The organism is Massilia timonae CCUG 45783 (genome assembly GCF_000315425.1).
In the GTDB taxonomy this organism is placed as follows: Bacteria; Pseudomonadota; Gammaproteobacteria; order Burkholderiales; family Burkholderiaceae_D; genus Telluria; species Telluria timonae.
Genome location: NZ_JH992922.1, coordinates 618,228 through 643,037, shown reverse-complemented (window position 1 = coordinate 643,037; position 24,810 = coordinate 618,228). Strand labels below are relative to the sequence as shown.

General features: G+C 62.0%; 19 protein-coding genes and 4 tRNA genes. 18 read left to right on the top strand and 5 right to left on the bottom strand.

The window, feature by feature from the left end:
- Window positions 1-201 precede the first annotated feature (201 nt).
- The gene (locus HMPREF9710_RS26890) at window positions 202-1,059 is read left to right on the top strand and encodes a transposase (RefSeq protein WP_143054636.1); all 858 of its coding nucleotides are present in this window, start codon (window positions 202-204) and stop codon (window positions 1,057-1,059) included.
- 100 nt (window positions 1,060-1,159) lie between these two features.
- Here HMPREF9710_RS26890 and HMPREF9710_RS02675 read toward each other — a convergent pair whose 3' ends face one another.
- The 5 genes from HMPREF9710_RS02675 to HMPREF9710_RS02655 form a co-directional block, all read right to left on the bottom strand.
- Entirely contained in the window at window positions 1,160-1,681 is a 522-nt protein-coding gene (locus HMPREF9710_RS02675; protein WP_229409710.1) for a SixA phosphatase family protein, read from the bottom strand.
- A 60-nt stretch (window positions 1,682-1,741) separates the two neighbouring features.
- Window positions 1,742-2,500 carry a 2'-5' RNA ligase family protein gene (locus tag HMPREF9710_RS02670; protein WP_005663656.1) on the bottom strand — a complete coding sequence of 253 codons (759 nt, stop codon included), beginning with the start codon at window positions 2,498-2,500 and terminating at the stop codon, window positions 1,742-1,744.
- Between the two features lie 74 nt (window positions 2,501-2,574).
- A complete protein-coding gene (gene ttcA / locus HMPREF9710_RS02665) occupies window positions 2,575-3,522 on the bottom strand; it encodes a tRNA 2-thiocytidine(32) synthetase TtcA (protein ID WP_005663652.1) in 948 nt (315 codons plus the stop codon).
- On the bottom strand, window positions 3,519-3,917 hold the full coding sequence (locus HMPREF9710_RS02660; RefSeq protein WP_005663650.1) for a dihydroneopterin aldolase: 399 nt from the start codon (window positions 3,915-3,917) through the stop codon (window positions 3,519-3,521). The genes ttcA and HMPREF9710_RS02660 overlap by 4 nt, the downstream gene beginning before the upstream one ends.
- 9 nt (window positions 3,918-3,926) lie before the next feature.
- Window positions 3,927-4,727: an SDR family oxidoreductase gene (locus tag HMPREF9710_RS02655; protein ID WP_005663648.1), complete on the bottom strand. Its 801-nt coding sequence runs from the start codon at window positions 4,725-4,727 to the stop codon at window positions 3,927-3,929.
- Between the two features lie 44 nt (window positions 4,728-4,771).
- Between HMPREF9710_RS02655 and HMPREF9710_RS02650 the strand changes: the two genes are divergently transcribed.
- From HMPREF9710_RS02650 to rpoC, 17 genes are all read left to right on the top strand, one after another.
- Entirely contained in the window at window positions 4,772-5,920 is a 1,149-nt protein-coding gene (locus tag HMPREF9710_RS02650) for a class I SAM-dependent methyltransferase (protein WP_005663645.1), read from the top strand.
- Between the two features lie 132 nt (window positions 5,921-6,052).
- Window positions 6,053-7,012, top strand: a complete 960-nt coding sequence (locus HMPREF9710_RS02645) for a J domain-containing protein (RefSeq protein ID WP_005663643.1) — start codon at window positions 6,053-6,055, stop codon at window positions 7,010-7,012.
- Between the two features lie 167 nt (window positions 7,013-7,179).
- Window positions 7,180-8,826, top strand: coding sequence for a tetratricopeptide repeat-containing response regulator (locus tag HMPREF9710_RS02640; RefSeq protein ID WP_005663640.1), 1,647 nt, complete (start codon window positions 7,180-7,182; stop codon window positions 8,824-8,826).
- A gap of 13 nt (window positions 8,827-8,839) precedes the next feature.
- Window positions 8,840-10,375: an HDOD domain-containing protein gene (locus HMPREF9710_RS02635; protein WP_005663638.1), complete on the top strand. Its 1,536-nt coding sequence runs from the start codon at window positions 8,840-8,842 to the stop codon at window positions 10,373-10,375.
- Between the two features lie 209 nt (window positions 10,376-10,584).
- Window positions 10,585-10,669, top strand: a tRNA-Tyr gene (locus HMPREF9710_RS02630).
- Window positions 10,670-10,707: 38 nt separating this feature from the next.
- Window positions 10,708-10,781, top strand: a tRNA-Gly gene (locus HMPREF9710_RS02625).
- Between the two features lie 33 nt (window positions 10,782-10,814).
- A tRNA-Thr gene (locus HMPREF9710_RS02620) sits at window positions 10,815-10,889 on the top strand.
- Between the two features lie 85 nt (window positions 10,890-10,974).
- Window positions 10,975-12,165 carry an elongation factor Tu gene (tuf, locus tag HMPREF9710_RS02615; protein WP_005663511.1) on the top strand — a complete coding sequence of 397 codons (1,191 nt, stop codon included), beginning with the start codon at window positions 10,975-10,977 and terminating at the stop codon, window positions 12,163-12,165.
- Window positions 12,166-12,273: 108 nt separating this feature from the next.
- Window positions 12,274-12,349, top strand: a tRNA-Trp gene (locus HMPREF9710_RS02610).
- A gap of 36 nt (window positions 12,350-12,385) precedes the next feature.
- Window positions 12,386-12,772, top strand: a complete 387-nt coding sequence (gene secE, locus HMPREF9710_RS02605; RefSeq protein WP_005663637.1) for a preprotein translocase subunit SecE — start codon at window positions 12,386-12,388, stop codon at window positions 12,770-12,772.
- Between the two features lies 1 nt (window position 12,773).
- Complete coding sequence (gene nusG / locus HMPREF9710_RS02600; RefSeq protein WP_005663636.1) at window positions 12,774-13,394, top strand: transcription termination/antitermination protein NusG; 621 nt, start codon at window positions 12,774-12,776, stop codon at window positions 13,392-13,394.
- Between the two features lie 111 nt (window positions 13,395-13,505).
- The gene (gene rplK / locus HMPREF9710_RS02595; protein ID WP_005663634.1) at window positions 13,506-13,937 is read left to right on the top strand and encodes a 50S ribosomal protein L11; all 432 of its coding nucleotides are present in this window, start codon (window positions 13,506-13,508) and stop codon (window positions 13,935-13,937) included.
- Window positions 13,937-14,638: a 50S ribosomal protein L1 gene (gene rplA, locus HMPREF9710_RS02590; protein WP_005663632.1), complete on the top strand. Its 702-nt coding sequence runs from the start codon at window positions 13,937-13,939 to the stop codon at window positions 14,636-14,638. The genes rplK and rplA overlap by 1 nt, the downstream gene beginning before the upstream one ends.
- Before the next feature lie 272 nt (window positions 14,639-14,910).
- Entirely contained in the window at window positions 14,911-15,441 is a 531-nt protein-coding gene (gene rplJ, locus HMPREF9710_RS02585; RefSeq protein ID WP_005663630.1) for a 50S ribosomal protein L10, read from the top strand.
- A 57-nt stretch (window positions 15,442-15,498) separates the two neighbouring features.
- Window positions 15,499-15,876, top strand: coding sequence for a 50S ribosomal protein L7/L12 (rplL, locus tag HMPREF9710_RS02580; protein ID WP_005663628.1), 378 nt, complete (start codon window positions 15,499-15,501; stop codon window positions 15,874-15,876).
- Window positions 15,877-16,176: 300 nt separating this feature from the next.
- Window positions 16,177-20,286: a DNA-directed RNA polymerase subunit beta gene (gene rpoB, locus HMPREF9710_RS02575; protein ID WP_005663627.1), complete on the top strand. Its 4,110-nt coding sequence runs from the start codon at window positions 16,177-16,179 to the stop codon at window positions 20,284-20,286.
- Window positions 20,287-20,512: 226 nt separating this feature from the next.
- On the top strand, window positions 20,513-24,757 hold the full coding sequence (rpoC, locus tag HMPREF9710_RS02570; RefSeq protein WP_005663626.1) for a DNA-directed RNA polymerase subunit beta': 4,245 nt from the start codon (window positions 20,513-20,515) through the stop codon (window positions 24,755-24,757).
- Window positions 24,758-24,810: the final 53 nt, after the last annotated feature.

Sequence of the window (24,810 nt, the reverse complement as noted above, 5' to 3'; positions counted from 1 at the left end):
GGTCAGCATAATATCGGTAACATCGGGGTCAGGTCTGACATTTGGACACGGGTTCAGCATTAATCAATATCGGTAACATCGGGGTCACGGTAACATCGGGGTCAGGTCTGACATTTGGACACGAGTTCAGCAGTAATCAAGGTTCCTTGGAAGTCTGAGCGATCTCAGCGCTGGTGGTTGCCGATCCAGTACCGTTATCGGATGACACGACCACTTAGAGTTAATTTCCCTGGGGCGCTCTACCATGTGACGTCGCGCGGAAACCGACGCGCATCGATCTTTCGGGATGATGCCGATCGACGTATTTGGCTAGACGTTCTGGAGAAGGTTTGCGAACGCTATCATTGCGTCATTCACAGTTTTTGCCAGATGACCAATCACTACCACTTATTGATTGAAACGGTGGAAGGGAATCTACCGAGTTGCATGCGCCAACTCAACGGTCATTATTCACAGTATTTCAATCGACGGCATCGTGTTGTTGGCCACTTGTTTCAAGGGCGCTATAAGGCGGTATTGGTGCAGAAAGATAGCTATCTGCTAGAGGTTTCCCGTTATATTGTTCTAAATCCTCTACGCGCTAACACCGTGGCGGCGCTGAAAGAATGGAGATGGAGCAGCTACCATTATTTTATAGGGGATGACATTTCACCCGACTGGCTTGAGCGCAACTGGCTTCTAAGGCAGTTTGGTAATACGCCGACGAGCGCGATCGCGGCATATCAGGATTTTGTTCTTGCTGGCCTTGGGCAAATGAGTCCATTGGAGGCTACACGCCATCAAATTCTGCTTGGCGATGAAAACTTCATATTGGTGCACCAGCAACTGCAGCAATCCGAAGAGCTTATAGAAACAAAGAGATCTGAACGACGTGCCGTTGCGCTTCCATTGTCCGACTATCAGGACCGGTATCCGGACAGGAGCGAGGCAATGGCACGTGCTTACGCGTCTACCGCCTTCACCATGTCGGAAATAGCACGCGTGTTTGGTGTGTCGACCAAAACGGTCAGCCGAGCGATTGCTGGCTTTGAGAGGGCAAATAAAAGCAAATCATTGTAGAGGCCGTGTCCAAATGTCAGACCTGACCCCGTAGTTCCGGCAGTAGTTCCCGTGTATCCGGTGCTGCGCACGAACGTCGCGCCCTGACGCCTGGCCACGCTCAGGGCGCGCTGGCGGATGCAGGCAGGGACGTCAGGATGACCGTCCTTACCGCGCCGCCGGCGTCAAGCGTGAGCTGGTAGAGGCGGTCGTACTCGTCGTCGGCGATATCGGGACCAGGCTCGCCGCCGAACAGGCGCACCAGTTCCGGCAGCGTGTTCGAGTGGCCCACCACCAGCACCGGGCCGCGCAGCGTCTTCACCTTGTCGACCAGCGCTTTCGGCCGGGCCGGGTCGTACTGCTCGACCTGCAAGCCCAGTTGGCGGGCCAGTGGCTGCGCGGTCTGCAGCGTGCGCGCGGTCGGCGTGCTGAAAATGGCCTGGATGCCGGTGCGCTGCAGGATCCCCGCGATGTTCTGGGCGCGCAGCTGGCCTTGCGGCGTCAGGGCCGGGTCCTTGCCGATGCTGGCTTTTTCGCCATGGCGGACCAGGTAGATCGCGCTGGGCTCGGCAAGGGCAGTGCCTGGGACGAGCACGGCAAGGGCAATGAAGATGTTTCGCAGCAGGCGTGGGGCTTGGCTCAAAGGCAGGCGCATCGCGGTTCTCTAGGCGGTGGAGGTGACGCCAGCGTAGCACGGCGGAACTCAGGCTTCGGTATCTGGGAGAGGGCGACCGTGGAAACTGGCATCGCGCTGCGGCCCGGCGAGGGGCAACGCTGCCACCCGCACCAGCGAGTGGCTGGACATATACCAGTCATTGACCACCAGTTCGGCCTGTTCGATGCGCATGACGCCGAGCGGCTCGTCGCGCAGCGCGTCGAGCAGGGCGGCGAAACGCGCCGCATCGCGCAAGGGCTCGGTGAAGCGAAACAGCGTCATATGCGCGGTCACCAGGCGGTATCGGCGGTCGAGCGCGCCGTCGAGGCCCCGCTCGCGCAATGCCGTCCGCAGGCGCTCGCGCAGGATTTCCAGCGCTGGGCCGCGTGCAATGCCGCGCGCCATCACCGCACCGCGCGACAGCGCGATGCCGCCGAAGTCGATCCCGATCGCCTCGATGCCGTCCACGGCGGCCCGGGCCGCGGCCAGATAGTCGTCCACCAGCGCCGGATGGATGGCGACGCCGGCGCCGGCGGTCAGCAGCGACAGGATCGTCATGTGCATATCGGCTGCCGGGTAGCGATACTGGCGCGGTTCGGCGCCGGCCAGGCAGTCCAGCAGGCCGTCGAAGCGCGCCTGCAGCGACGGGCAGGGACGCGCGATCAGGCTGATGCCGCGGCGCGGGTCGGGACCGGCCGCAAGGCGCGTGTCGCAGTCGACGTCTCCGCGCGCGATCGCGCCGAAGGCGTGCTCCCACATCGTGTCGTAATGGGCTTGCAGGCTGGGCCTCGCAGAGGTGTCGGTCATGTCGTCGTTCCGCACGTATATCATGACGAAAAAAAAGCAGAGGCGCCGGCCTCTGCTTCCTCGATGCGCCGCGCTTAGAGCTGCGTCAACGAAATCGTATTCGTCGCCGGCGTCGAACACGGCTCCTCGTCGAACGCGATATCGCCCAGCGGATTCGGCACGCCATCGGTCTTGAGGCCGACGAAGTCGAACAAAGCGCGGTCCTGCAAATGCGACGGCACCACGGTCGACAGCGCCGAGAACGTGTTCTCGACCCGGCCCGGATGCTTCTTTTCCCATTCGCGCAGCATGTTCTTGATCTGCTTGCGCTGCAGGTTTTCCTGCGAGCCGCACAGGTCGCACGGGATGATCGGGAAACCTTTCACTTCGGCGTAGCGCTCGGTGTCGGCTTCTTTCACGTAGGCCATCGGGCGGATCACCATGTGCTTGCCGTCGTCCGACACCAGCTTGGCCGGCATGCCCTTCAGCTTCCCGCCGAAGAACATGTTCAGGAAGAAGGTCTCGAGGATGTCGTCGCGGTGGTGCCCCAGGGCGATCTTGTTGCAGCCGAGTTCGTCGGCCACGCGGTACAGGATGCCGCGCCGCAGGCGCGAGCACAGCGAGCAGGTGGTCTTGCCTTCCGGGACCAGGCGCTTGACGATGCTGTAGGTGTCCTGGTTTTCGATGTGATAAGGCACGCCAAGCTTGTCCAGGTAAGCCGGCAGCACGTGGGCCGGGAAGTTCGGCTGCTTCTGGTCGAGGTTGACCGCGACGATGTCGAAGTGGATCGGCGCGCGCTCGCGCAAGGTGAGCAGGATGTCGAGCAGCGCATAGCTGTCCTTGCCGCCCGACAGGCACACCATCACCTTGTCGCCGTCCTCGATCATATTGAAGTCGCCGATGGCCTGGCCCACCAGGCGGCACAGGCGCTTGTGCAGCTTGTTGTCCTCGCGTGCGATCTTCTCTTGCTTCTTCGCGTCAATGCCGGCCTCGGCAGTCGGGAAGTCGTCTTCGACGACGCGTTCAATCACCGTTTCGTTCATGCTTCTTCCTTGATCCTGAATACTTCGACGCCGACGCCTTCGCAATCCGGATAGACGTCCGGCTTCATCGTCGACACACCGGCGGCGCGCACGCGCGGGTGGGTCAGCATCGCGGCCACCACGTCGTCGCACAGCGTTTCCTGCAGGTGGATGTGGCCCTTGGCGATGCGCTGGGCAATGGTCTCGCGCATGAAATCGTAGTCGACCACCTCCGCCAGCTGGTCCGCCTTCGGCGTCGACAGCTCCAGCGGAATGTACAGCTCGACATTGATCAGGACACGCTGCTCGCCCTTCTTCTCGAAATCGTGCACGCCGATATTGATCATCACTTCGTAATTGCGCAGGAACAGCCGGCGGCAATCGCGCAAGCTCGGGTGGGACAGGGCGGACAACATGGGATAGCCTTATTTGGTGGAGTTATTTGGTTCGGTCAGGAACATCACGTCGCGCTGCGAGGGCATCAGGTGCTGGCCGCCATCGACCAGCAGGGTGGTGCCGGTCAGCGCGCGCGCTGATGCGGCGTAGACCACGGCGTCGGCGATGTCCTGCGGGGTCGACGAACGCCGCAGCGGCGTCATCTGGTGCGCCGCGGCGAAGCCTTGCTCGCTCTGGTCGCCCGACACCATCGTGATGCCGGGAGCGACGCCGACCACGCGCACCTTCGGCGCCAGCGCCTGGGCCAGCATCGTGGTCGCCGTGTGCAGGGCCGCCTTGGACAGCGTGTACGACAGAAAATCCGGGTTGAGATTGTACAGTTTCTGGTCCAGCAAGTTGACCACGACGGCTTGCCGCCCCTCCGGGGTGGCGGCGTGCAGTTCCTGCGCCAGCAGCACCGGCGCGGCCACGTTCGCCTGCATATGGGCGTTGAGCAGCTCCCAGGAGAACGCGGTGGCGCTGTCGTATTCAAACAACGAAGCGTTGTTGACGATGCAAGAGATCGGCCCCAGCGCCGCGCTGGCCTGGCCGACCAGCTGGCGTACCGCCGCCTCGTCGGCCAGGTCGCACTGCAGCAGCGCGGCGCGCCGGCCCAGGGCCAGGATGGCGTCGCGGGTCGCGATCGCGTCGCTTTCGGAATGGCGGTAGTGCAGGGCGAGGTCCCAGCCGGCCTGGGCCAGGCCGAGCGCGATCGCGCGGCCCAGGCGACGGCCGGCGCCGGTCACGAGCGCGACCCGGGGCAGGGAGATCGAAGGGCTATCCGTCATCATTTTCTTGAATTGTTGATAAAAGCTATTCTGGCTACAATGCCGGCATGTCCCTGCCCGCACCCGATACCGACGCCCTGGCCGCGTCCCATTCCCTGCAACAGCTCATCGCCGCCGACATCGAACAGCACGGCGGCGCGATCGCATTCTCTCGTTTCATGGAACTGGCGCTGTATGCGCCCAGGCTCGGGTATTACAGCGGCGGCGCAGCCAAGCTCGGCGCGAGCGGCGACTTCACCACCGCGCCCGAGATGACGCCGCTGTTCGGGGCGGCCGTGGCGCGCGTGGCAGCCGCTATTATCGCCCAAAGCGCGCCCGACATCATCGAGTTCGGCGCCGGCACCGGCCGCCTGGCGCGCGACGTCCTGGCCGAGCTGGCCCGGCAGGGTGTCGAGGTTCGCTCCTACACCATCATCGAACTGTCCGGCGAATTGCGCGCGCGCCAGCAGGCCAACCTGGCCGACCTGCCGCAGCTGCGCTGGCTGGACGCCATGCCGGACCGCTTCAGCGGCGTGGTGCTGGCCAACGAGGTGCTCGACGCCATGCCGGTCGAGCTGGTGATCCGTACCGGCGACGGCTGGCGCCGGCAAATGGTCACGGTCGAGGACGGCGCTTTCGCCTTCGTCCAGGCGCCGCTCGGCGCTGAACTGACCGCCCAGCTGGCGCGCCAGGTGCCGGACCACGAGCAGATGATCGAAGGCTATGTGACCGAACTGCACCCGATCGGCGCCGGCTTCATGCGCTCGCTGGCGGCGATGTTCGCGGGCGGCCGCGGCGCCGCCATCCTGTTCGACTACGGCTTCCCGGCCCACGAGTATTACCTCGACCAGCGCATCGGCGGCACCCTGATGTGTCATTACCGCCACCACGCGCACCCGGATCCCTTTTATTTGCCCGGCCTGCAGGACATCACCGCCCACGTCGATTTCACGGCGATGGCGCTGGCATCGCAGGATGCCGGCCTGCCGGTGCTGGCCTATATGAGCCAGGCTTCCTTCCTGCTCGGCGCCGGGATCGGCGAACTGTTGCTGGAAAACGACCCCGAGGATGCCAAGCATTTCCTGCCCCGGTCGCGGGCCGTGCAAAAGCTGGTTTCTCCTGCTGAAATGGGCGAATTGTTCAAGGTCCTGGTGGTCGGACAGGACGTAGAATTGCCAGAGCCAATCGTGCGCGCGGACCGCAGTCATCGCTTGTAGACTTTATGATATCTTGCACAGCGGACACAAATCCGGCTAAGCTGTGAGATATTCCCGCGTCTCGTCACATGACGGGCTTCGGCCGAGGACAGACAAAACGCGCAGGGTAGAAGCGGGTAGACTTGACAGATCATGGCCAAGATTCATACACATTATGACAACCTGAAGGTGTCGCGTCATGCGCCCCAGGAAGTCATTCGTGCTTCCTACAAGGCCCTGAGCCAGAAATACCACCCCGATAAAAACCCGGGCGACGAAAAGTCCGCCCGCATCATGGCGGTCGTCAATACCGCCTACAACGTCCTGTCCGATCCCGTCCGCCGCAAGGAACACGACGAATGGATCGCGGCCGAGGAGTGGGAAGTCGAGTGGCTGGAAAGCTCGAACGCCAAGGAAGGCCAGCCGCGCAAGAACGCCGACAACTGGGAGGGGCAGCCGCCGCCCAAGCCGCGCCGCAAGCGCCTGTGGCGCGATCCGCGCTGGTGGCTGGGCATGTCGGGCTGCTTCGTGGCCGGCGCCGTCGTCGCCGTGCTGACGATCGAACAACAACCCAACATTATCCCGAGCGCACTGGCCTGGGGCGGCATCGCCCACGACCCCGTCAAGACCGGCCGCCCGGACGCGCTGGGCGTCGACGCCAGCAGTGACGACTGGGCCCGCCGCATCGGTCCGGACGGCGCCAAGGGCCCGCCGCCCGAGGTGCGCGCGCTCGCCGTCACCCAGCTGGCGGTGCCGGCCCGCGCCCCCGACTGCAGCACCGACCTGCAGACCCTGGCGTCGCCCAGCGGCGATCCCTGGCCGCTCGAGTCTTCCTACCTGCCCGGCTACCCGGTCGGCAACGAGGGGACAGAGATGCAGGTCGTGGTCGACAACAGCGCCAACGCGGCGCCGGTATTCGTCAAGCTGTACGACCTCGACCGCCGCGCCAACGTCAGGCACGCCTTCGTGCAGCAGCGCTCCAACTTCACCTTCGACAAGCTGGCCGCCGGCAAGTACGAGGTGCGTTACCAGAACGTGGTCGACGGCGCCAGCAAGTCCGAGTGCGACGGCCGCCATACGGCCCTGCGCCAGGCCGCGGCCGATATGCAATAAGCGGCCCACAATCAGCTGGCTGTCGTTTTTTCGGCGTACTGACACTTTCTCGTGTCAGGACCTACCCCGATTTCATTATTTTCGTTCCGCGCCGTAATATACTGGCCAGATGCCGCGCGCCCATGCAGCCACGGCGCCACGCCCAACGCAGGCTTACACGGACCATCATGAACGAACTGGAAGGCCTGACGGCCCTGATCATCGAGCCCCACGCGGGGATGCGGGCCAGCATCCACAGCATGCTCACGCTGTGCGGCCTGACCCGGATCGAGCACGCCAGCACCTCCAACCAGGCCGTCAAGCACCTGGGCCTGCGCCAGTTCGACATGATCCTGTGCGAATACGACCTGGAAGGCGGCCAGGATGGCCAGCAACTGCTGGAAGACCTGCGCCACCACAAGCTGATGCAGCTGGCCACCATGTTCTTCATGGTCACGGCCGAAGGCAACCACAGCAAGGTGGTCAGCGCCGCCGAGCTGGCGCCCACCGACTATATCCTCAAGCCGTTCACCGCCGACCGCCTGCTCGAGCGCATCGCACGCGCCCTCGACAAGCGCAATGCCTTCCTGCCGGTGTACACCCTGATGGAAGCGGGCGACCAGGAGGAGACGATCGCCGCCTGCATCGAAGGCCAGCGCCTGCACGCGCGCTACGCGGTCGACTTCCTGCGCCTGCGCGCCGAGCTGCACATGTTCCTGGGCCAGGCCGACCAGGCCGAGCCGATCTATCGCCACCTGGTCGAGATCAAGGCGATCGCCTGGGCCCGGCTCGGCCTGGCCAAGACCCTGTTCGTGCGCAAGCAATTCACCGAAGCGCGCGACATCCTGGAAGACCTGGTCGACACCAATCGCAATTTCGTCGACGCCTACGACTGGCTGGCGCGCACCCACGCGGCGGTCGGCGAATTGCAGAAATCGCAGGCGGTGCTGAGCGACGCGGTGGCGGTGTCGCCGCATGCCGTGCGGCGCCTGCGCACCCTGGCCGACACCGCCTTCGAGGCAGGCGACGTCGACACCGCCGAAAAAGCCCTGCGCCAGGTGGTGGGCAAGGCCAAATACTCCGAATTTCGCGACCCCGAGGATCACGTCAAGCTGGTGCGCGCGCTGGTGCACAAGGGCGATCCCGTCGGGGCCGCCGCCGTGGTGCGCGACCTCGACCGCTCGATGGGCGGGCGCGCCAATACCCCGCTGTGCAGCGCGATCGCCTCGGCCCTGGTGCACGAATACACCGGCAACGAGCAGCGCCTGGGCGAAGCGCTGGGCGCGGCCCTGGCGTCAAGCAAGGATGCGCCCAATCTGTCGCCCGACCTCAAGCTCGAGCTGGCGCGCACCTGCATCGACAATGGCCGCGAAGAAGGCGCTTCCGAGATCGTGCGCGAGGTGATGAGCAATGCCTCGAGCGACGCCATGGTCACGCGCGCCATGGGCGTGCTGGAGCAGGCGGGGAAGGGCGAACTGGCGCAGACGCTGGCCCAGCAGAGCCGCCAGCAGGTGGTCGACCTGGTCGCCGGCGGCGCCGCGCGCGCCAGGGACGGCGACTACCAGGGCGCAGTGCGGTTGATGCTGGAAGCGGCCACCAAGTTGCCGAGCAATCCGGCGGTGGCCTTCAATGCCGCGCTGGCGGTGCTGCGCTGCCTCGAGCACGAGGGCTGGGACAATCGCCTCGGCGCCCAGGTGCCGGGCCTGATCGGCAATGTGCGCAAGCTCGATGCGCTCAATCCCAAACTGCCGGCGCTGGCGGCGCTGCACCAGCAGGTGCTGAAACAATACAAACAAGGCGCGCATGCTGCCGCGCCGCTGCGCAAGGCCGGCTGAGCGGAGCGACGCCATGGCCGACACCCCCCAGGACTGCGCCCCGCGCCGCGTGCGACCCGCCCTGATGCGTAAACTCAGCGGCACCGAACGCATGTTCACCCTGGGCGGCGCCATCGCCCATGTGATCGGCATGGGGTATCGCGACGACCTGGGCACGGCCGACCTCGCGTATTACGTGGTGTCCGACGTCGCTCTGACCCAGCGCATCCTGCGCCTGTCCAACACGGTCCAGTACCGCACCCTGTCGGGCACGCCGGTAACGACGATCTCGCGCGCCATTTCCCTGCTCGGCTTCGACAATGTGCGCGCCGCCGCGCTGGCGATGCTGCTGGTCGATGCGCTCGACACCGCCGAGCACGGCGTGCGGGTGGAGCTCGAAGCCGCCCTGTGCGCCAGCCTGGTCGGCCGCGAGCTGGCGCGCCACAGCCCGATCCCCGGGGCCGAGGAAGCGGCGATCTGCGCGCTGTTCAAGAACCTGGGCGCGCTGCTGCTGGCCAGCCACGAGCCGGAGCGCTACCGGGAAATCGCCGCGTTCGTGGCGGCCGGCAAGCATAGTCCTAGCCAGGCTGCGCAACTGATCCTGGGCTGCAGCTTTGAGGTTTTGTCTGAGGCGATCTTGCGCGAGTGGCAGATGCCAGGGTTGATCGTGCAGGCCCAGGCGACGCTGCCGCCGGGACCGCTCGAGGCCGCGTTTGATCGCGACGAATGGATGCGGCAGGTGGCCGCCTTCAGCCGCGACGTGGCGCGCCTGATGGGGCGCCATCACGATCCGGCCGCCGCGACCGAGACCCAGGAACTGATACGGCGCTATGGCGCGGCGCTGGGCGTCGACCATCCGGCCATGGTGGCGCTGTACGACGAGGTGCAGGAAGGCATGAACGGCATGCTGCAGAGCATGAACATGGAGCGCGCGCCGAAGACCGATCCGAAGGCCGCCAGCAGCCTGCCGAACGTGCTGGCGCTGGCCACCCTGGACGCGGGCGAGGACGACGAGGGCGAGTTCCACCCCAGCGGCAAGCCGAAGAATGCGCGCGACCTGCTGCTGGCGGGCGTGCAGGACGTGACCCTGCTGGGCGGGTCCGGCGCCGGCCTCAACGACATCATCATGGCCGTGCTCGAGACCCTGTACGGCGCGCTGGGCTTCCGCTTCGCCACCGTCTGCCTGCGCGACGCGCGCACGAAACAGTTCCGCGCGCGGGTGTCGCTGGGCGAGGGCAGCGCCCCGCTGCAGGACGGTTTCGTCTTCCCCTGCGCCTTCACGCGCGACGTGTTCCACCTGGCGCTCGAGAACGACGCCGACATGATGATCGCGGACGCCTTCAGCCCCAGGATCCGCGACCTGCTGCCGGCCTGGTACAAGACTTTGCTGCCGGACGCCGAGAGTTTCATCGTCCTGCCGCTGGTGGTCGGCAAGGCCGGGCTGGGCCTGATCTACGCCGACCGCATCTTCCCCGCGCCCGAGGGCGTGGCGCCGGACGAGACGGCCCTGATCAAGGCGCTCAAGGCGCAGGTGCTGGCGGCGCTGGCGCCGGCGGGGCCGAACCCGTAGGGTTGTCCGATTCTGCGGACGTGCCGTCGGAACTATTCCGAATCAGTTCATAAAGATTTTTTCGCACTTGGCAAAATCACCCTTGCAGCTTTACAGTCCGACCGTTACAATCACGCCCCGAAGCAACGCTGTCAGGCGAAGTAGAAAATCTTCTACCAAAACCTGATTGACAGTACGTTGAGCTTGCTTCATACTCTGCGGTTCTTCGCGGTGGGGTGGCCGAGTGGTTAAAGGCAGCAGACTGTAAATCTGCCCTCTCTGAGTACGCTGGTTCGAATCCAGCCCCCACCACCAAAAAGAAGATCGTGAAGTCGGATTTGAAGTTGTACCTCGCGGGTGTAGCTCAATGGTAGAGCAGAAGCCTTCCAAGCTTACGACGAGGGTTCGATTCCCTTCACCCGCTCCAGTTAGTGCGGTGGTTTCTACATCGCAAAAATCAGCCCTTGTAGCTCAGTGGTAGAGCACTCCCTTGGTAAGGGAGAGGCCACGTGTTCAATCCACGTCAAGGGCACCAGAATTTTGTACGGCAGTCGCGTTGCACTCGTCCGTCAGGTGTGCCTGGTAATCCCCAAAATATCGTTAGATCTTAGGAGTCTGAAATGGCAAAAGGTAAATTCGAACGGACCAAGCCGCACGTGAACGTCGGCACCATCGGTCACGTTGACCACGGTAAAACCACCCTGACGGCTGCAATCGCTACCGTCCTGTCGAAGAAATTCGGCGGCGAAGCCAAGGCCTACGACCAGATCGACGCGGCTCCAGAAGAAAAAGCACGCGGCATCACCATCAACACCGCGCACGTCGAGTACGAAACCGAAAACCGTCACTACGCTCACGTTGACTGCCCAGGCCACGCCGACTACATCAAGAACATGATTACCGGTGCTGCGCAGATGGACGGCGCGATCCTGGTGTGCTCGGCCGCTGACGGCCCAATGCCACAGACCCGCGAGCACATCCTGCTGGCGCGTCAGGTTGGCGTTCCATACATCATCGTGTTCCTGAACAAGTGCGACCTGGTCGACGACGCAGAACTGCTGGAACTGGTCGAAATGGAAGTGCGCGAACTGCTGTCGAAGTACGAGTTCCCAGGCGACGACCTGCCAATCATCAAGGGTTCGGCACGTATGGCGCTGGAAGGCCAGCCAGGCGAAATGGGCGAAGAGTGCATCGCCCGTCTGGCAGAAGCTCTGGACACCTACATCCCAACCCCGGAACGTGCTGTTGACGGCGCCTTCCTGATGCCAGTCGAAGACGTGTTCTCGATCTCGGGCCGCGGCACCGTCGTGACCGGTCGTGTCGAGCGCGGCGTGATCAAAGTCGGCGAAGAAATCGAAATCGTCGGTATCGTTGACACCGTCAAGACCACCTGCACCGGCGTGGAAATGTTCCGCAAGCTGCTGGACCAAGGTCAAGCTGGCGACAACGTCGGTCTGCTGCTGCGCGGCACCAAGCGTGAAGACGTGCAGCGTGGTCAGGTTCTGGCAAAGCCAGGCTCGATCAAGCCACACAGCAACTTCACCGGTGAGATCTACGTCCTGTCGAAAGACGAAGGCGGCCGTCACACCCCGTTCTTCAACAACTATCGTCCTCAGTTCTACTTCCGTACGACTGACGTGACCGGTTCGATCGAACTGCCAGCAGACAAAGAAATGGTCATGCCAGGCGACAACGTCTCGATCACCGTCAAGCTGATCGCTCCGATCGCGATGGAAGAAGGTCTGCGCTTCGCAATCCGCGAAGGCGGCCGTACCGTCGGCGCCGGCGTGGTTGCCAAGATCATCGCCTAATTCATCAGGCGACAAAGGGAAACGGAAACATCTCCGTTTCCCTCGAACAGCATTGCCAGCGAGCGCGCGCTTGCTGTATAATGCTGGATTCAGCAGTAAAGTTTTCGTAGGGGTGTAGCTCAATTGGCAGAGCGTCGGTCTCCAAAACCGAAGGTCGCGGGTTCGATTCCCTCCGCCCCTGCCACCGAATTCTGGTGCGCAGCACCGAAAGTAAAGAAGAATGTCTAATCAATCCGTGCAAACTGTCAGCACCTCGAATGACAAGTTCAAGGTCGCGCTGGCGGTGGTTGCAGCGATTGCAGGCGTCGTCGGGTTCTTCTACCTGACTGGCCAGAACAAACCAGCCTTGGTCGCCGCAGGCGCCCTCGTGGCTGGTTTAGTTTTTGCTGTCCTGCTTTTGTGGACTTCCACCACTGGCCGTGATTTCCTGAGCTTCGCCAAGGAGTCGGTGCGCGAGACCAAGAAGGTCGTCTGGCCTACCCGCCGCGAAGCCATGCAGATCACCGGCATCGTGTTCGCCTTCGTGGTCGTGATGGCGATTTTCCTGTGGGGCACGGATAAGCTTCTCGAGCTCCTGTTGTACGACTTTGTCCTGGGTTGGAAATAACATGAGCGATAACGTGCAAGACAATGCACCAGTGCCGGGCGATGTCCCGGCACAAGACGCTGCGGCTGCGCCGCTGAGCGTCCCGGTCAGCAACAAGCGCTGGTACGTCGTCCATGTCTATTCGGGCATGGAAAAGAGCGTGATGCGCGCCCTGAACGAGCGCGTCGAGCGCGCAGGGATGCAAGACCAGTTCGGCCAGATCCTGGTGCCGACCGAGGAAGTCGTCGAGATGCGCAACGGCACCAAAGCCGTTTCCGAGCGCCGCTTCTTCCCGGGCTACGTGCTGGTTGAGATGGAAATGACCGACGAAACCTGGCACCTGGTGAAGAACACCAGCAAGGTCACCGGCTTCATCGGCGGCAAATCGAACAAGCCGACCCCGATCCCAGCACGCGAGATCGACAAGATCATGCAGCAGGTGCAAGAGGGTGTCGAAAAGCCACGGCCAAAAGTGCTGTACGAAGTGGGCGAGCAAGTCCGCATCAAGGAAGGCCCGTTCACCGACTTCAACGGCAACGTCGAGGAAGTCAACTACGAAAAGTCGAAGGTGCGTGTTTCTGTTACCATCTTCGGTCGTTCGACTCCGGTGGAGCTGGAGTTCGGACAGGTAGAGAAAGTCTAAACGCCGTAATCGGAGCGTCGCAGTAGTCAGGCGGAATCCGGTAAGAGGAGCCCCGCCGAGACGAGTAGTCGTGGTGGGGCGCTACTACTCAAGTCAAGATAGGAGCCAGACATGGCAAAGAAAATCATTGGCTTTATCAAGCTGCAAGTCCCAGCTGGTAAGGCAAACCCATCCCCACCGATCGGTCCTGCACTCGGTCAGCGTGGCCTGAACATCATGGAATTCTGCAAGGCGTTCAACGCGCAGACCCAGGGTATGGAACCAGGCATGCCGATCCCGGTCGTGATCACCGCGTTCGCCGACAAGTCCTTCACCTTCGTGATGAAGACCCCACCGGCAACCTACCTGATCAAGAAAGCCGCCGGCATCACCAAGGGCTCGGCCAAGCCGCACACCGACAAGGTTGCCAAGCTGACCCGCGCTCAAGCTGAAGAAATCGCAAAAACCAAGCAGCCGGACCTGACCGCCGCCGACATGGACGCAGCAGTGCGTATCATCGCTGGCTCGGCACGTTCGATGGGCATCACGGTGGAGGGTCTGTAATGGCTAAGCTGTCCAAGCGCGTCAAAGCAATCAAAGCAAAAGTTGACCGTAACAAGGTCTATGAGTTCGACAACGCTGTGTCGATCATCAAGGAATTCGCCACCGCCAAGTTCAACGAGTCGATCGACGTCGCCGTTCAACTGGGCGTGGACCCGAAGAAGTCGGATCAAGTGGTCCGCGGTTCGGTCGTGCTGCCAGCTGGCACCGGCAAGACCGTGCGCGTCGCTGTGTTCGCTTCGGGCGACAAGGCTGAAGCTGCCAAGGCAGCCGGCGCCGACGTGGTCGGCATGGAAGACCTGGCAGAGCGCGTGAAGGCCGGCGACATGCCGTTCGACATCGTCATCGCTTCGCCAGACACCATGCGTATCGTCGGTACCCTGGGTCAGATCCTGGGCCCACGCGGCCTGATGCCGAACCCGAAAGTCGGCACCGTGACCCCTGACGTCGCTACCGCCGTCAAGAACGCCAAAGCCGGTCAGGTCCAGTACCGTACCGACAAGGCAGGTATCGTCCACGCGACCATCGGTCGCAAGTCGTTCAGCGACGCAGATCTGAAGACCAACCTGGTCGCCCTGATCGACGCACTGAACAAGGCCAAGCCGGCCACCTCGAAAGGCGTGTACCTGCGTAAGGTCGCCCTGTCGTCGACCATGGGCGCTGGCGTCCGTGTCGATCACGCTTCGATCTCGGCTGCTGCCTAAGTAACAGCATTAAGTCCCGGTGCTTCGGCACTGGGCGCATCTTTGGGCTGTCGGAGCTGAACACCGCTCCGGCAGGCAATCAAAGACCGTTGGGCCGAAAGCAGAGGTTGAGCTGACGGTTAATAGACCACCCAACGCAGATGGTGTACCCGAACAAGTTTTGTAGTCCAGCTGTGTGAATGTATCCGCCCAGTTTTAAGACTTCTTAACTTCGGACGCCGTGTGTTCGAACCGATATGGACATCCGTTCATATCATTTAAGGAGATTGACCGTGGGTCTTAATCTGAATGACAAAAAGGTCGTCGTCGAAGAAGTTTCCGCAAAAGTAGCAACTGCGCAAACCATCGTCGTGGCTGAGTACCGTGGCATCCAGGTTAGTCACTTGACCAAGCTCCGTGCAACCGCACGTGCCCAGGGTGTGTACCTGCGTGTTCTGAAGAACACGCTGGCTCGCCGCTCTGTCGAAGGCACGCAGTTTGCCCCGCTGGCTGACGCCATGACCGGTCCGCTGATCTACTCGATCTCGGACGACGCCGTTGCTGCCGCTAAAGTCCTCGCCGACTTCGCGAAAACCAACGACAAGCTGGTCCTGAAAGCCGGTAACTACGCAGGTAAGCAGCTCGACGTAGCTGGTGTTACCGCGTTGGCAAGCATCCCATCCCGTGAAGTCCTCATCTCGCAGCTGTTGGGCGTCATGCTGGCTCCGGTGTCGGGCTTTGCACGTGGTCTGGCTGCACTGGCAGCGAAAAAAGGCGAAGGTTCGGAAGCTGCTCCTGCAGCCGAAGAAACCGCTGCAGCTTAATAGCGCAGCCTTTTTTCTCAAGTACTAACTACACACAATATACAACTGGAGTTTCAAATGGCAATTAGCAAAGACGATATCCTGAACGCAGTGAGCGAAATGTCCGTCATGGACCTGAACGAACTGGTCAAGGCATTCGAAGAGAAGTTCGGCGTGTCGGCAGCTGCAATGGCAGCACCGGCAGCTGGCGGCGCCGCTGGCGGTGCAGCTGCTGCTGAAGAGCAGACCGAGTTCAACGTTGTTCTGTCGGAAGTCGGCGCGAACAAGGTCGGCGTCATCAAGGCAGTCCGTGAAATCACCGGTCTGGGCCTGAAAGAAGCTAAAGACCTGGTCGACGGCGCACCGAAGACCGTGAAAGAAGCCCTGCCAAAAGCTGACGCTGAAGCCGCTAAGAAGAAGCTGGAAGAAGCTGGCGCCAAGGCCGAGCTGAAGTAATACATAAGCACCGGGCGCTTGAAATACAGTGCCCAGCGCGGGAGTCAAAGCTTGCAAAACCTGCCGGAAGGCAGGGGATGCGGCTTTGGCTCTTTTGTCGTCCCTGCGGCAAACGTCGAGATTTACATGGCGACAGGGAATAAGTAGTACCCCGTTTCAGCAGCATCGTATCACAGCAGTTTGCTTGTCCTTTTCATCTGGCGCGAAAGAGTAAGAGACTTCAGGGCTTGCGTGTGGTAGTGGCGTTCGCCACTGGCAATTCCTGAATTCTCCATCCTTTCTGTCACTCACGGAGTGTCCATGCACTACTCATTTACTGAGAAGAAGCGCATTCGCAAATCGTTCGCGAAGCGCGCCAACGTTCACAACGTTCCCTACCTGCTGGCTACCCAGCTGGAATCCTACGAGAACTTCCTGCAGGCCGAATTCGCTCCGTCCTCGCGCAAGAACGAAGGCCTGCAATCGGCCTTCTCCTCGATTTTCCCTATCGTGTCGCACAATGGTTTTGCGCGCCTCGAGTTCCTGTCGTATGTGCTGGGCGACCCTGCGTTTGACGTGAAAGAGTGCCAGCAGCGTGGCCTGACCTTCGCGTCGCCGCTGCGCGCCAAGGTGCGTCTGGTGATCCTGGACAAGGAATCGCCGACCAAGCCAGTCGTCAAGGAAATGAAAGAGCAGGAAGTCTATATGGGCGAGCTGCCGCTGATGACCACGAACGGTTCGTTCGTGATCAACGGCACCGAGCGCGTCATCGTCTCCCAGCTGCACCGTTCGCCTGGCGTGTTCTTCGAACACGACCGCGGCAAGACCCACTCGTCGGGCAAGCTGCTGTTCTCGGCACGTATCATTCCTTACCGCGGCTCGTGGCTGGACTTCGAGTTCGACCCGAAAGACATCCTGTTCTTCCGCGTCGACCGTCGCCGCAAGATGCCGGTAACGATCCTGCTGAAGGCCATCGGCATGACGCCGGAGCAGATCCTGGCGAACTTCTTCGTCTTCGACAACTTCACCCTGCGTAACGACGGCGGCGAACTCGAGTTCGTTTCCGAGCGTCTGCGCGGCGAAGTCGCGCGCTTCGACATCGTCGATCCGAAGTCGGGCAAGACCATCGTCACCAAGGACAAGCGCATCAACGCCAAGCACGTCCGTGACATCGAAGCCGCCGGTATCAAGAGCATTTCGGTGCCGGAAGACTACCTGCTGGGCCGCGTGCTGGCCAAGAATATCGTCGACCAGGACACCGGCGAGATCATCGCCGTGGCCAACGACGAGCTGACCGAAGAACTGCTGGGCAAGCTGCGCGACGCCAGCGTGACCGACATCCAGACCTTGTACACCAACGATCTGGACCAGGGCGCCTACATCTCGCAAACCCTGCGCACCGACGACACCGCCGACCAGACCGCCGCACGCGTGGCGATCTACCGCATGATGCGTCCTGGCGAACCGCCAACCGAAGAGTCGGTCGAAGCCCTGTTCAACGGCTTGTTCTACATGCCGGAACGCTACGACCTGTCGGCTGTCGGCCGCATGAAGTTCAACCGCCGTATCGGCCGTGACGAACTGACCGGCGACATGACCCTGTCGAATGAAGACATCCTGGCCGTGATCAAGATCCTGGTCGAGCTGCGCAATGGCCGCGGCGAAGTCGACGACATCGATCACCTGGGTAACCGCCGCGTGCGTTGCGTCGGCGAACTGGCTGAGAACCAGTTCCGTGCCGGCCTGGTGCGCGTGGAACGCGCCGTCAAGGAACGCCTCGGCCAGGCCGAAGCGGACAACCTGATGCCGCACGACCTGATCAACAGCAAGCCGATCTCGGCCGCGATCCGCGAATTCTTCGGTTCGTCGCAGCTGTCGCAGTTCATGGACCAGACCAACCCGCTGTCGGAAGTCACCCACAAGCGCCGCGTCTCGGCACTGGGACCGGGCGGTCTGACCCGCGAACGCGCCGGCTTCGAGGTGCGCGACGTGCACCCGACCCACTACGGCCGCGTGTGCCCGATCGAAACGCCTGAAGGCCCGAACATCGGCCTGATCAACTCGCTGGCTCTGTACGCCCGCCTGAACGAATACGGCTTCCTGGAAACCCCGTACCGAAAGGTCGAGGATTCGAAAGTCACCGACAAGATCGAATACCTGTCGGCGATCGAAGAAGGCCGCTACATCATCGCCCAGGCGAATGCGAAGATCAACGACGAAGGCCAGCTGGTCGACGAACTGGTCTCGGCGCGTGAAGCCGGCGAAACGATCCTGGTCTCGCCAGAGCGCATCCAGTACATGGACGTCGCCCCGGGCCAGATCGTGTCGGTCGCAGCATCGCTGATTCCGTTCCTGGAGCACGATGACGCGAACCGTGCACTGATGGGCGCCAACATGCAGCGCCAGGCCGTGCCTTGCCTGCGTCCAGAGAAAGCCGTGGTCGGCACCGGTATCGAGCGCACCGTCGCGGTCGACTCGGGCACCACCGTGCAGGCCCTGCGTGGCGGCGTGGTCGACTACATCGATGCCGGTCGCGTGGTCATTCGCGTGAACGACGATGAAGCGCAGGCTGGCGAAGTCGGCGTCGACATCTACAACCTGATCAAGTACACCCGTTCGAACCAGAACACCAACATCAACCAGCGTCCAATCGTGCAGGTTGGCGACCGCGTTGCCCGTGGCGACGTGATTGCCGACGGCGCATCGACCGACCTGGGCGAGCTGGCACTGGGCCAGAACATGCTGGTGGCGTTCATGCCGTGGAACGGCCTGAACTTCGAAGACTCGATCCTGATCTCGGAAAACGTGGTCAAGGACGACCGTTACACCTCGATCCACATCGAAGAGCTGTCGGTGGTCGCTCGCGACACCAAGCTGGGCGCGGAAGAAATCACCCGCGACATCTCGAACCTGGCAGAAAACCAGCTGGCGCGCCTGGATGAATCGGGCATCGTCTACATCGGCGCCGAAGTGCAAGCCGGCGACGTGCTGGTCGGTAAGGTCACCCCGAAAGGCGAGACCCAGCTGACCCCTGAAGAAAAGCTGCTGCGCGCGATCTTCGGCGAAAAAGCGTCGGACGTGAAAGACACCTCGCTGCGCGTGCCTTCGGGCATGGTCGGCACCGTGATCGACGTGCAAGTGTTCACCCGCGAAGGCATCCAGCGCGACAAGCGCGCCCAGCAGATCATCGACGACGAGCTGAAGCGTTTCCGCCTGGACCTGAACGACCAGATGCGTATCGTGGAAGGCGATGCCTTCGAGCGTCTGGAGCGTATGCTGGTCGGCAAGATCGTCAACGGCGGTCCGAAGAAGCTGGCCAAGGGCGCGGCGATCACCTCGGAATACCTGGCGGACCTGGACAAGTTCCACTGGTTCGACATCCGTCCGGCCGACGACGACACCGCGAACGCGCTGGAAGCGATCAAGGAATCGATCAACGAAAAGCGTCACCAGTTCGACCTGGCCTTCGAAGAAAAGCGCAAGAAGTTGACCCAGGGCGACGAGCTGCAGCCTGGCGTGCAGAAGATGGTCAAGGTCTACCTGGCCGTCAAGCGCCGCCTGCAGTCGGGCGACAAGATGGCGGGCCGCCACGGTAACAAGGGTGTGGTCTCGCGTATCGTGCCGGTGGAAGACATGCCGTTCATGGCGGACGGTCGTCCTGCCGACGTCGTGCTGAACCCGCTGGGCGTTCCGTCGCGTATGAACGTCGGTCAGATCCTGGAAACCCACCTCGGTTGGGCAGCCAAAGGTCTGGGCTGGCGCATCGGCGAAATGCTGCAGGCGCAAGCGAAGGCGGCAGATCTGCGCACCTTCCTGGGCAAGATCTACAACGAAACCGGCCGCAAGGAAGACCTGGACAGCTTCAGCGATGAAGAAATCCTGAGCCTGGCACAGAACCTCAAGAACGGCGTGCCGTTCGCGACCCCGGTGTTCGATGGCGCCCACGAGGAAGACATCCGCCGCATGCTGGACCTGGCGTTCCCGGACGACATCGCTGCCCACCTGGGCATGACGCCGTCGAAGAACCAGGTCACCATGTTCGACGGCCGCACCGGCGAAGCGTTCGAGCGCAAGGTCACCGTCGGCTTCATGCACATGCTGAAGCTGCACCACCTGGTCGACGACAAGATGCACGCCCGTTCGACCGGTCCGTACTCGCTGGTGACGCAGCAGCCGCTGGGCGGTAAAGCCCAGTTCGGTGGCCAGCGCTTCGGTGAGATGGAGGTGTGGGCACTGGAAGCGTACGGCGCATCGTACGTGCTGCAGGAAATGCTGACTGTGAAGTCGGACGACGTGAACGGCCGTACCAAGGTGTACGAGAACCTGGTCAAGGGCGACCACGTGATCGACGCCGGCATGCCGGAATCGTTCAACGTGCTGGTCAAGGAAATCCGTTCGCTGGGTATCGACATCGATCTCGAGCGCAACTAAGCAGGGCCAGCATGGCCGCCAGCCTTCGGGCTGGTCCGCGCCTTCAAGACCGTCGTTCCCGCGCAGGCGGGAACCTAAGCCCGGCGATCAGCCGGCAAACTTGGATTCCCGCCTGCGCGGGAATGACGGTTTTTAGGATAGTGGGATCAGCAAACGCCGGCGAAAATCGGTGAGAACGTGGCGGTAGTAGTATTCAGTACAGAATCAATCACCTTTGGAGTGATACATGAAAGCACTGCTCGATCTATTCAAGCAAGTTCAGCAAAACGAAAGTTTCGACGCCATCAAGATTGGCCTGGCGTCGCCTGAAAAAATCCGTTCGTGGTCGTTCGGCGAAGTCAAGAAGCCGGAAACCATCAACTACCGTACGTTCAAGCCTGAGCGTGACGGCCTGTTCTGCGCCAAGATCTTTGGCCCGATCAAGGACTACGAATGCCTGTGCGGCAAGTACAAGCGCCTGAAGCACCGCGGCGTGATCTGCGAAAAGTGCGGCGTCGAAGTCACCCTGGCTAAAGTGCGCCGCGAGCGCATGGGCCACATCGAACTGGCGTCGCCAGTCGCTCACATCTGGTTCCTGAAATCGCTGCCGTCGCGTCTGGGCATGGTCCTGGACATGACCCTGCGCGATATCGAACGCGTGCTGTACTTCGAAGCATACGTCGTCACCGATCCTGGCATGACCCCGCTCAAGAAGAGCCAGATCATGTCGGAAGACGACTACGCCGCCAAGTACGAAGAGTACGGCGACGACTTCACCGCATTCATGGGCGCCGAAGGCATCCGTGAACTGCTGCGCTCGATCGACATCCACCGCGATGCCGAAGCCCTGCGCGTGGAGCTCAAGGAATCGAAATCCGAAGCCAAGATCAAGAAATACGCCAAGCGCCTGAAAGTGCTCGAGGCGTTCCAGCGTTCGGGCATCAAGCCTGAGTGGATGATCATGGAAGTTCTGCCGGTCCTGCCGCCAGAGCTGCGTCCGCTCGTCCCGCTGGACGGCGGCCGTTTCGCCACGTCTGACCTGAACGACCTGTATCGCCGCGTCATCAACCGTAATAACCGCCTGAAGCGCCTGATGGAACTGCGCGCACCAGAGATCATTACGCGTAACGAAAAGCGCATGCTGCAGGAAGCGGTCGACTCGCTGCTGGACAACGGCCGTCGCGGCAAAGCGATGACCGGCGCCAACAAGCGTCCGCTGAAGTCGCTGGCCGAGATGATCAAGGGTAAGGGCGGTCGTTTCCGTCAGAACTTGCTGGGTAAGCGCGTCGACTACTCGGGCCGTTCGGTCATCGTGGTGGGTCCACAGCTGAAACTGCACCAGTGCGGTCTGCCGAAGCTGATGGCTCTCGAGCTTTTCAAACCCTTTATCTTCAACAAGCTGGAACTGATGGGTCTCGCGACCACCATCAAGGCCGCGAAAAAGCTCGTGGAAGTTCAGGAACCAGTCGTTTGGGACATCCTGGAAGAAGTCATCAAAGAACACCCGGTCATGCTGAACCGTGCGCCTACGCTGCACCGTCTCGGTATCCAGGCGTTCGAGCCAGTCCTGATCGAAGGTAAAGCGATCCAGCTGCACCCGCTGGTCTGCGCGGCGTTCAACGCCGACTTCGACGGTGACCAGATGGCAGTCCACGTGCCGCTGTCGATCGAAGCGCAGATGGAAGCGCGTACGCTGATGCTGGCGTCGAACAACATCCTGTTCCCATCGAACGGCGAACCGTCGATCGTGCCGTCGCAGGATATCGTGCTGGGTCTGTACTACGCGTCGCGCGAGGCGATCAACGCCAAGGGCGAAGGCATGATGTTCCCGGACGTGTCGGAAGTCATCCGCGCGTACGACAACAAGGAAGTCGAACTGGCGACCCGCATCACGGTGCGTATCGTTGAGTTCCCGAAGAACGCCGAAGGCGGCTTCGACCAGACCCTGACCCGCTACGAGACCACCGTTGGCCGTGCGATCCTGTCCGAGATCCTGCCGAAAGGCCTGCCGTTCTCGGTGCTGAACCGCGCGCTGAAGAAGAAGGAAATCTCGAAGCTGATCAACACGTCGTTCCGCAAGTGCGGCCTGCGTGCGACCGTCGTCTTCGCGGACAAGCTGATGCAGTCGGGCTTCCGCCTGGCGACCCGCGCCGGCATCTCGATCGCCGTCGACGACATGCTGATCCCGGACGTCAAGAAGGGCATGATCGCGACCGCCGAAGCCGAAGTGAAGCAGATCGAGCAGCAGTACGCCTCGGGTCTGGTCACCGCCGGCGAGCGTTACAACAAGGTCGTCGACATCTGGGGCAAGACCTCGGATGAAGTCGGCAAGGCGATGATGGACCAGCTCAAGATCGAGCCGGTCACCAAGCGCGACGGCACCGAAGGCACCCAGGAATCGTTCAACGCGATTTACATGATGGCCGACTCGGGCGCCCGTGGTTCGGCAGCCCAGATTCGCCAGCTGGCGGGTATGCGCGGCCTGATGGCGAAACCGGACGGTTCGATTATCGAAACGCCGATTACCGCGAACTTCCGCGAAGGCCTGAACGTTCTGCAGTACTTCATCTCGACCCACGGCGCTCGTAAAGGTCTGGCGGATACGGCACTGAAGACCGCGAACTCGGGTTACCTGACCCGTCGTCTGGTGGACGTGACGCAAGACCTGGTGGTGATCGAAGACGATTGCGGCACCAGCAACGGCACCCACATGAAGGCGCTGGTCGAAGGCGGTGAAGTCATCGAAGCCCTGCGCGACCGTATCCTCGGCCGCGTGGCAGGCACCGACGTCGTCAACCCTGAAACCCAGGAAACCCTGTACGAAGCCGGCACCCTGCTGGACGAAGACATGGTCGAAGAGATCGAACGCGTCGGCATCGACGAGGTGAAGGTCCGCACGCCGCTGAACTGCGACACGCGCTACGGCCTGTGCGCCAAGTGCTACGGCCGCGACCTGGGCCGCGGCATGCTGGTCAACAGCGGCGAAGCAGTCGGTGTGGTGGCAGCGCAGTCGATCGGTGAGCCGGGTACCCAGCTGACCATGCGTACCTTCCACATCGGTGGTGCGGCATCGCGCGCAGCAGTGGCATCGTCGGTCGAAGCCAAGTCGAACGGTACGGTCCGCTTCACCGCGACCATGCGTTACGTCACCAACGGCAAGGGCGCGCAAATCGTCATTACCCGTTCGGGCGAAGTGCTGATCACCGACGACCACGGCCGTGAGCGCGAGCGTCACAAGGTGCCGTACGGCGCGACCCTGATCGTCAAGGATGGCCAGACCGTGAAGGCTGGCACCGCCCTGGCGACCTGGGATCCGCTGACCCGTCCGATCATCACCGAATACGCCGGTACGATCCGCTTCGAGAACGTCGAAGAAGGCGTCACCGTCGCACGTCAGGTCGATGAAGTGACCGGTCTGTCGACCCTGGTGGCAATCGATCCGAAGCGTCGTGGTTCGGGCAAGGTGCTGCGTCCGCAGGTCAAGCTGCTGAACGAAGAAGGCCAGGAAGTGAAGATCGCCGGCACCGAACACGCTGTGACGATCGGCTTCCAGGTCGGCGCGCTGATCATGGTCAAGGACGGTCAGCAAGCGACCGTGGGTGAAGTGCTGGCACGTATCCCGACCGAATCGCAGAAGACCCGCGACATTACCGGTGGTCTGCCGCGCGTTGCCGAACTGTTCGAAGCACGTTCGCCGAAAGACGCGGGCATGCTGGCGGAAGTCACCGGTACCGTGGCGTTCGGTAAAGAGACCAAGGGCAAGCAGCGCCTGGAAATCACCGACATGGACGGCAACAAGCACGAGTTCCTGATCACCAAGGACAAGCAAGTGCTGGTGCACGACGGCCAGGTGGTGAACAAGGGCGAGATGATCGTGGACGGCCCGGCCGATCCGCAAGACATCCTGCGCCTGCTGGGTATCGAAGCGCTGGCCCGCTACATCGTGGACGAAGTGCAGGACGTGTACCGTCTGCAGGGCGTGAAGATCAACGACAAGCACATCGAGGTGATCGTTCGCCAGATGCTGCGCCGTGTTCAGATCACCGACGCAGGCGACACCGACTACATCGTCGGCGAGCAGGTGGAGCGTTCGGAACTGCTGGAAGAGAACGACAAGGTCAACGCCGTCGGCAAGCTGCCGGCACAGTACGAAAACGTGCTGCTGGGTATTACCAAGGCATCGCTGTCGACCGACTCGTTCATCTCGGCCGCATCGTTCCAGGAAACCACCCGCGTGCTGACCGAAGCGGCGATCATGGGCAAGCGCGACGGTCTGCGCGGCCTGAAAGAGAACGTCATCGTCGGCCGCCTGATCCCTGGCGGTACCGGTCTGGCATTCCACCGCGCCCGCAAGGAGAAGGAAGTGTGGGAAGCGGAAGAGCGTCAGGCACTGCTGCAGCAAGAGAAAGCCAATATGGCTGCCGAGCTGCAGGCGATGGAAGACCAGCAGACTGCGCAGGCTTCGGCTGAGCAGCATGACGACGGCGAGTGATCGCGTAAGTTGTTAGCGAAAACGGCACCCTGAGGGGTGCCGTTTTTTTTTGC